Annotated in this window: 6 protein-coding genes; 3 read left to right on the top strand and 3 right to left on the bottom strand. The window is 71.6% G+C overall.

Annotated elements, in window-relative coordinates; genetic code table 11:
* Positions 1 to 114 precede the first annotated feature (114 nt).
* The gene (locus tag ACFWGJ_RS38925) at positions 115 to 1,272 is read right to left on the bottom strand and encodes a DUF5685 family protein (RefSeq protein ID WP_387333683.1); all 1,158 of its coding nucleotides are present in this window, start codon (positions 1,270 to 1,272) and stop codon (positions 115 to 117) included.
* Positions 1,273 to 1,560: 288 nt separating this feature from the next.
* Between ACFWGJ_RS38925 and ACFWGJ_RS38920 the strand changes: the two genes are divergently transcribed.
* Positions 1,561 to 2,004 (top strand): cell division protein SepF, encoded by a 444-nt coding sequence (locus ACFWGJ_RS38920; RefSeq protein WP_210884040.1) that lies wholly within the window; start codon positions 1,561 to 1,563, stop codon positions 2,002 to 2,004.
* Between the two features lie 60 nt (positions 2,005 to 2,064).
* Here the strand turns inward: ACFWGJ_RS38920 and ACFWGJ_RS38915 are convergent, their stop codons facing one another.
* Together ACFWGJ_RS38915 and ACFWGJ_RS38910 are read right to left on the bottom strand one after the other, a co-directional pair.
* The gene (locus tag ACFWGJ_RS38915) at positions 2,065 to 3,255 is read right to left on the bottom strand and encodes an acyl-CoA dehydrogenase family protein (protein WP_387333681.1); all 1,191 of its coding nucleotides are present in this window, start codon (positions 3,253 to 3,255) and stop codon (positions 2,065 to 2,067) included.
* A 219-nt stretch (positions 3,256 to 3,474) separates the two neighbouring features.
* A complete protein-coding gene (locus ACFWGJ_RS38910; RefSeq protein WP_387333680.1) occupies positions 3,475 to 5,091 on the bottom strand; it encodes an MFS transporter in 1,617 nt (538 codons plus the stop codon).
* Positions 5,092 to 5,361: 270 nt separating this feature from the next.
* Here ACFWGJ_RS38910 and ACFWGJ_RS38905 point away from each other — a divergent pair, with 270 nt between their 5' ends.
* Positions 5,362 to 6,531 carry a glycosyltransferase family 39 protein gene (locus ACFWGJ_RS38905; protein ID WP_387333679.1) on the top strand — a complete coding sequence of 390 codons (1,170 nt, stop codon included), beginning with the start codon at positions 5,362 to 5,364 and terminating at the stop codon, positions 6,529 to 6,531.
* A 237-nt stretch (positions 6,532 to 6,768) separates the two neighbouring features.
* Entirely contained in the window at positions 6,769 to 7,791 is a 1,023-nt protein-coding gene (locus ACFWGJ_RS38900; RefSeq protein WP_387333678.1) for a phosphatase PAP2 family protein, read from the top strand.
* Positions 7,792 to 7,910: the final 119 nt, after the last annotated feature.

The raw sequence follows: 7,910 nt of genomic DNA, 5'->3' as shown, positions 1-7,910 counted from the left end.
CCCCTAGGTACCTGCGGGCGCGGCGGGGATGGAAGGCAGGGGCGCAGCCCCGCCTTCCAGGGGCGCGGGGAACTGCGCGGCCAGCCACAGCGGACCCGCAGCCGATTCCCGCCCTCAGCAACTGCAATCGCACCCACACCCGTCACAACAGCAATCGCACCCGTCACAGCAGTCGCAGCAGCCATCGCATCCGTCAGAGCAGTCGCACCGCTGACAGAACCCCGGCTTCTGCTCCCGCGACCACGGATCGTGGTACTCCCCGCAGCACATCTGGCACGTACAGGCCAGGCCCACCCACACCGCGCACCCCGCCAGCAGCCCCCGCCGGTCCCGCCGCGGCGGCTCGGGCGGCGGAGGCGGACCACCCGGGCCCGACGGCGCGTACGGGTTGCCGTACGAAGTGGCGTGCGAGCAGGACGCCGTCCCGAACGCCCGGTCCACCGAGTTCCGCAGCTCGTGCACGAGCAGCACGTGCGCGAGCTTCGCGTCCGTGAACTCCACGTCCCGCAGCGCGAGCCGCATCCCGTGCAGCGCGTCGTCGGCGAGCCGCCGGGCCTCCGCCAGGGACGCCCCCGTGGCGGTGAGCGGATTCCAGGCACCGGCCGCGGCATCGGCCGCCCGGTCCTCGACCGCGTCCAGCAGATGGGCGAGCCGCCCGAAGAGCCGCCCGGCCTCGGCGAGCGGCGCCGCGTTGCCGGGCCGGCCCGCCAGGACCGCGGTGTGCGCGAAGGCCGCCGCGGTCGCGGATTCGGTCGGCTCGGTGACGGTCAGCAGCGGTGTACCGGGCCCGGCGAGCGTCTCGATGCCCACCTGCCGGTCCACCGCGTCGACCAGCACCGCGGTGTCGAATCCGACGGCCGAGCCGGTCCTGGCGCCCGCCCGGCTCCAGTTCGTGGCAACGCGGCGCGCCGCGAGCGCCACGGGGCGGCGCGCCAGCAGCCCGTCCCCGTCGGCCATGTGATCGCGCATCTTCGCGGAGGCGAGCACGAGCGAAACGGCCGCGGCGAGCCGTGCGCCCTCACCCTGCGCTACCGACGCGCTTCGCATTCCGCGCAGCGGACAAGGCCCCGCAGTTCGCCTCCACTCCGTTCCCGGTGTGGCCTGAGCCTCCGTCAGAACCGATATCAGCAAGCCGTCGTAGTTCGTGACGACGCGCGCGAACTGCCCGTGATCTCCGCGCAGCGCGAGGCAAAGCCCGCACAAATGCGCCATCCATTGGGTTTTGAGGTTCTCTCCCAGCCGGTGACGGCAGGGCCTGACGATTCCGAACACGACGATCCCCCGTGGTGTGTACGACGTTGAGCTGCGGCATCCTGGTGGCGGCTCGTTCACCCGTACGCTCCAGCCGTCACCCGTCCGCCGTGAAGAATCATATTTCACTCTCAGTCAGCAGCGGTGTAGCGCAGGACCCTTGGGGTACGCGGCCTCTCGACGAATTCGCTGTGCACCAGTACCGTCACGAAACCCCAGCGCGGCGTCTATCCCCTTGGCGCGACATCCGCATCATGCACGACCATGGGGATGCGGAAAGAGAGAAGACCGCTGTGAGAGGAGGCGTCCATGGGATCGGTGCGCAAGGCGAGTGCCTGGCTTGGCCTCGTCGACGACAACGATGACGAGCGTTACTACGACGACGACTACGCCGAGGGATCCGAGACCGGGAGCCGGGAGGTCTGGGTCACGGATCCTCGGGTCAAGGTGGCATCGGAAGCCGCCGAGGAGAAGGGCCGACGGATCGGCACGGTCACCCCGGACAGCTTCCGGGACGCCCGTGGCATCGGTGAGCTCTTCCGCGACGGCGTGCCCGTCATCATGAACCTCACGGCCATGGAGCCGGCCGACGCCAAGCGCGTCGTCGACTTCGCGGCCGGCCTGATCTTCGGCCTGCGCGGCTCGATCGAGCGCGTGTCGAACCGGGTTTTCCTGCTGACCCCCGCCGACACCGAGATCGTCAGCGGGGAGCCCGCCGCCCGCCGTGTGGACGGCTTCTTCAACCAGAGCTAGGCAGGGCCGCTCACCGGACCCGCCTCCGGGCGCCGCGGTGGGACACCCCCGCGCGGGGTCCTACCGGAACGCGTCCAGACCGGTGAGCGCCTTGCCCAGTACCAGTTGATGCATCTCGACGGTGCCTTCGTAGGTCAGCACCGATTCGAGGTTCGTCGCGTGGCGCATCACGGGGTATTCGAGCGAGATCCCGTTGGCACCGAGGATCGTCCGCGCGGTGCGGCAGATGTCGATCGCCTCCCGTACGTTGTTGAGCTTGCCGAAACTGACCTGTTCGGGACGGAGCCGTCCCGCGTCCATCCGCCGGCCCAGGTGGTGGGCCAGCAGAATCCCCTTGTGCAGTTCGACCGCCATGTCGGCGAGTTTGGCCTGGGTGAGCTGGAATCCGCCGATGGGCCGCCCGAACTGCTCACGCGTCTTCGCGTACTCCACCGCCGCCTCGAAACTCGCCCGCGCGGCGCCCATCGAGCCCCACACGATCCCGTAGCGGGCGTGGGACAGACAGCTGAGCGGGCCCTTGAGCCCGGTGACCTCCGGCAGTACGGCGTCGGCGGGCAGCCGCACCTCGTCGAGGACCAGCTCGCTGGTGACCGACGCGCGCAGCGACCACTTGTGCTTGATCTCCGGCGCGGAGAACCCGGGGCGGTCGGTCGGCACGACGAACCCGCGGATCCCGTCGTCGGTCTGCGCCCACACGACGGCGACGCCCGCCACGGACCCGTTGGTGATCCACATCTTGCGTCCGGTGAGGACCCAGTCGCCGCCGTCCCGCTTGGCGTACGTCCGCATGCCCGCGGGGTCGGACCCGTGGTCGGGTTCGGTCAGCCCGAAGCAGCCGATGACCTCGCCGGCGGCCATCCGCGGCAGCCAGGTCTCCTTCTGCTCCTCGCTGCCGAACCGGTGGATCGCGTACATCGCGAGCGAGCCCTGCACGGAGACGAGCGAGCGGATACCGGAGTCGGCGGCCTCCAGCTCCAGACAGGCGAGGCCGTACTGCACGGCGGAGGCCCCGGCGCACCCGTATCCGTCGAGCGACATCCCGAGGGCACCGATGCCGCCCAGCTCACGCGCCAGCTCGCGGATCCCGGGCAGCTCGCCCCGCTCGTACCACTCGGCGACGTACGGCAGCACCCGGTCCGCGGCCCAGGCCCGCACGGTGTCCCGGACCGCCAGATCCTCCACGCTCAGCAGATCGTCGACCCCGAGCGGATCGGCGGGATCGAACGGCGGCAGCTTCGAGGAAGCGGACATGGGAGCCTCCGACACGTAAAACTAGCAGTGGTAACTACGGACGATCCTCGACGTTACGACGCGGCGCGACGCACGTCCAGGATCGCCGGAAGGCTCTCGACCCGGTACGGCCCGCGGGCGCCGACGGCGGGAATGCCCCACGGGAAACCCGCACGGTGCAAGCCCCCCTCCACGGGCGGTGCGGGCGGGAAAGGCACGGGCGCGCGCCACGACGCACGGTCAGCGAACGGACTCGACCCGCGCGGGCGCACCGGCCCCCTGCCGAGGCCCCGGCACCTCCGCCGGACCCGCCGGCTCCCCACACTCCATCGCCCGAGGCAACCGCAGCGCCATCACCGCCCCCAGCAACAACAGCCCCGCGCTGACCAGCAACGTCACATGCAGCCCGTGCACGAACGCATGCCGCGCGGCGGACCGCAGCACCTCACCCGGCCCCCCACCGAGCCGCGCAGCGACCTCGTACGCCTCCCCCAGCGAATGCCCCGCCGCGGCGGCGTCCTGGGGAGGCACCCCCGAAACGGACGCGAGCCCGGGCGCGTACGCCGCGTTCATCACGCTCCCGAGGAGCGCGATCCCGATCCCGGCCCCCAGCTGGTACGACGTCTCGCCGATCGCCGCCGCCCCGCCGGCCTGTTCCGGCGGAGCCTCGCTCAGCATCGACTCGTACGCGCCGAAGAGCGTGACCTCCAGGCCGAAGCCGAGCATCACGAACCCGGTCAGGAGCAGCGGGGCGTTGTCCTCGCCGCCCATCGCCGTCAGGGTGACGACCGCGGCGGCGGTGAGGCAGAAACCGAAGCACACCATGGTCCGCGGCCCGAAGCGCTGCAGCAGCTTCGCCCCGGCGAGCCCCGCGGCCATCGCGGCGACGGTGAGCGGCAGCAGCCGCAGCCCGGTCTCCAGCGGGGAGAGTTCCAGCACGAGCTGGAGATACTGCGCGGCGATCAGTTCGAGCCCGACCAGCGCGAGCATCGCCAGCACGATGCAGCCGACGGACGTGCTGAAGGCAGGCCGGGAGAACATCGTCAGGTCGATCAGCGGATGCCGGCGCCGACGCTGGCGCCGTACGAAGGCGACGAGAAGGCCGGCCCCCGCCAGCAGCGGCACGGCCGTGAACAAGCTCAGCGGGTCCTCTCCGCCGCCGAGCCGCTTCACGCCGAGGACGACTCCGAAGAGTCCGGCCGCGGCCATCAGCGCGCCGACGACGTCCCACGGCCCGTCGCGCTCGCCCTTGGACTCGGGCAGCAGGAGCCGCCCGACGGGCAGGCTGACGAGCATCAGCGGGATGTTGATGAGGAAGACCGAACCCCACCAGAAGTGCTCCAGGAGGAATCCGCCGAGGAGCGGTCCGACGGCCGCGCCCACCGCGGCGACGGCGCTCCAGACGCCGATCGCGAGGGCCCGTTCGCGCCGGGCGGGGAAGACCTGCCGCAGGATGGACAGCGTCGCGGGCATGATCATCGCGCCGCCGACGCCGAGCAGGGCGCGCGCCGCGATCAGCACCTGCGCGCTGTCGGCGAGGGCCGCGACGGCGGAGGCGACGCCGAAGAGCGCGTAGCCGAGGAGGAGGACGCGCCGGCGGCCGATCCGGTCGCCCAGGGTGCCGAAGAGGATGAGGAGCGAGGCGCAGACGAGCGGGTAGATGTCGACGATCCACAGCAGCTCTATCGCGCCGGGCGTGAGGTCCTCGGTGACGGCGGGCACGGCGACGTGGAGCACCGTGGCGTCGACGGCGACCAGGAGCAGGCTGACGCACAGCACCACGAGGACGACCCAGCGGTTTGCACCGGCCCCGGTCTCCCGACGGCGACGCGCGGCGGCCGTGGTCGTCCCGGACATGTACGTACCTCCCAGATGTTCCCTCGCGTTCGGCGATCCGCTGGGTGGGGACTCCCTGCGGCTGCGGCTCGGGAGGAGCGGTGTCCCGGCCCACGCAACAAAGGCGAGTGAGACGTCAGAGTACGCGAGTTCCTCCCGGCGTCGGGTGGCGGACCTCTCACGTTCTTCTGGGACACGTGTGGCGTGCGCCACGCCGCTGCGCGCCCGCCCCGTGTCCGGGCACGCCCCCGCCGGGGTCCGCGATTGCGGGCCCCCTCGATAATCGAGCCCGTGACCGATCTTGAGACGCCTGCCGCGCCGCCCCGTCCGGGGCCGTCCTGGCGCAGTGCCGCGCCCGCGCTCCTCGGGTACGCGGCGGTGCGCGCGCTGGGCATGGTGGTGCTCGCGGTGTGGAGCGCCGCACGGGACCAGAGCGCGCTGCGGCTGCTCTCGGCCCGCTGGGACTCCCTCTGGTACTCCAGGGTCGCCGAGCTGGGTTACGGCTACGAGGTGCGCCTGCCCAACGGCGACGTCCACTCCAACCTCGCCTTCTTCCCGCTGCTCCCCTGGCTGGAGCGGGCCGTGTCGGCGGTGTCCCCTCTCTCCGCCGCGCACGCGGGCCTGCTGGTGAGCTGGCTCGCGTCGTTCGCGGCGGCCTGGGGGATCTTCGCGGTCGCGGACCATGTGTACGGCCGCCGGGCCGGGGTCTGCGCCGTGCTGCTGTGGGCGGTCCTGCCGGTCGGCGTCGTGCAGTCGATGGCGTACAGCGAGTCGCTGTTCACGGCGCTCGCGGCCTGGTCGCTGTACGCGGTCCTGACCGGCCGCTGGCTGACGGCGGGCCTGCTCGCCTCGCTGGCCGGGCTGACCCGGCCGGTGGGCGCGGCGGTCGTTGCGGCCGTGTGGGTGACGGCGATCGCCTCTTTCGTACGGGAGCGGAGCGTGCCCGGCGGGGAGGGCGCGTCCCGGTGGCGGCGCGCCCTGGCGATGCTGATCGCGCCCCTCGGCGCCGCGGGCTACGTCCTGTGGGTCGGCCATCGCACGGGCGGCGGCCCGCTCGGCTATCTCGACGTCCAGGCGGGCTGGCGCAACGGCTTCGACGGCGGTTACGCGTTCGCCCGGTTCGTCGCCGACAAGTTCACCTCGTTCCCGTCGGCCCTGGCCGGGCTGGCCCTGATCGCCGGGGTCGGCCTGCTCGTACGGCTGTACGTGATCTGCGTACGGCAGCGGCAGCCGTTGCCGCTCCTGGTGTACGCGGGGGTCGTCACCGCCCTCGCGCTGTGCGCGTCGAGCTATTTCGGCTCGAAACCACGCCTTCTGCTGCCCGCCTTCCCCCTGCTGCTGCCCCTCGCCCTGGCCCTCGCCCGCCTGCGAACGTCCAGGTCGGTGTGGGTGCTGGGCGGTGTGGCGGTGGCGTCGGCGGTGTACGGCGCCTGGTGGCTGAACGGGTCAGGTCCGCCGTGATCACACACGGTTGCCGGTGAGCGCGGGGAGAAGCGCGCGCAAGCATTCGGTGAACGAATTCGAAAGCGCCATAAAACTCCGCTCCGGAATGATCAATCGAATTGAAGGAAGAGCGGACGGGGGATTCCATAATCCACGGCGATAAACCCCCTTCTGAGAGCAATCCCACATCACATCGTCATCACAAAGACGGTGCTTCGGCCTGGAACACAGCTCACTCGCTGTAACGTCGATTGGGTGCGTACCGAACGAAAGCTGACTCGCCTGGACCGGGTCTTCGCCCGGCTGGACCGTGAGCCGGAACGGCCGGCCCACATCGACGTGCCCAGGATGAGCCGGCACCGGGTGGTCCTCTTCGCGTCCACGCTCGCCTTCTACGCGGCCATCGTGTGGGCCGTCGTGATCACCTCATGGCTGGTCAGGCTCGACTGGCAGGTCATGTTCTTCCGGCCGTACCAGCAGTGGCCGGAGATCCACGCGTTCCTCGACTACTACGTGGTCCTGGGCCAGCGCGGCCCCACCGCCGTGATGATCGCGGCCTGGCTGGGCTGGCGCTCCTGGCGGCAGCACACACTGCGCCCGCTGCTCACACTGGGCGCCTCGCTGCTGCTCCTGAACCTCACGGTCGGCGCGGCGAAGATCAGCATGGGCCGTCTCGGTCCGCACTACGCGACCAGCGTCGGCTCGAACGAGATGTGGCTGGGCGGCGACATATTTCCCTCGGGGCACACCGCGAACGCCGTCGTGACCTGGGGCATCCTCGCCTACCTGGCCTCGACGCCGAACGCTCGCCGCTGGCTGTCCGCCTTCTCCGCCGTGGTCTCCCTCGGCGTCGGCCTGACCACCGTGTACCTCGGTACGCACTGGCTGAGCGATGTGGTGCTCGGCTGGGCCGCGGGGCTGCTGATCCTGCTGGCGCTGCCGTGGTTCGAGCCGCTGATCGCGCGTGCCGAGTCCGGCATCTTCGACCTGCGTGACGCCTGGCGCGACCGCCGGCGTGGCGCCGCTCCGGCCGAGGTTCCCGTGCCGGCGGCCCTCACCCCGATCGGCAGCCCGGCGGGTGCCGGTGAGCAGGAGCCGGTGGTGCGTGAGCCGGTGGCCGCGTCCCGGCCGGCCCGGCCGCCGGGGCACATGGCGCCCGGGCCGCATCTGAGCCGTTCGGAGCGCACGCCGGTGACACCGCTCGGCAGCCGCCGCCCACCGCAGTCGGACCGGGTGACACGTGGCACGGCATCTGCGCGGCCCGTCGCCGGGGGCTGAACACCCCCTGCCCGTGCGCTTGAGTCTGCGGGTGAGTGGGGGCTGGCCGCGCAGTTCCCCGCGCCCCTCAAAAGCGGGGCTGCGCCCCAGCTTTTGCCCCGTCAGGGGCGCTTTAGGGG

Source organism: Streptomyces sp. NPDC060205 (assembly GCF_042728395.1).
In the GTDB taxonomy this organism is placed as follows: domain Bacteria; phylum Actinomycetota; class Actinomycetes; order Streptomycetales; family Streptomycetaceae; genus Streptomyces.
The sequence above is the reverse complement of the archived record's forward strand: the minus strand, read 5'-3'. Positions and strand labels throughout refer to the sequence as shown.

What these genes read in the sequence shown, in the direction of transcription:
- ACFWGJ_RS38920 (WP_210884040.1), top strand. Translation starts at nt 1,561, where the DNA reads ATGGGATCGGTGCGCAAGGCGAGTGCCTGGCTTGGCCTCGTCGACGAC.
- ACFWGJ_RS38915 (WP_387333681.1), bottom strand. Translation starts at nt 3,255, where the DNA reads ATGTCCGCTTCCTCGAAGCTGCCGCCGTTCGATCCCGCCGATCCGCTC.
- ACFWGJ_RS38910 (WP_387333680.1), bottom strand. Translation starts at nt 5,091, where the DNA reads ATGTCCGGGACGACCACGGCCGCCGCGCGTCGCCGTCGGGAGACCGGG.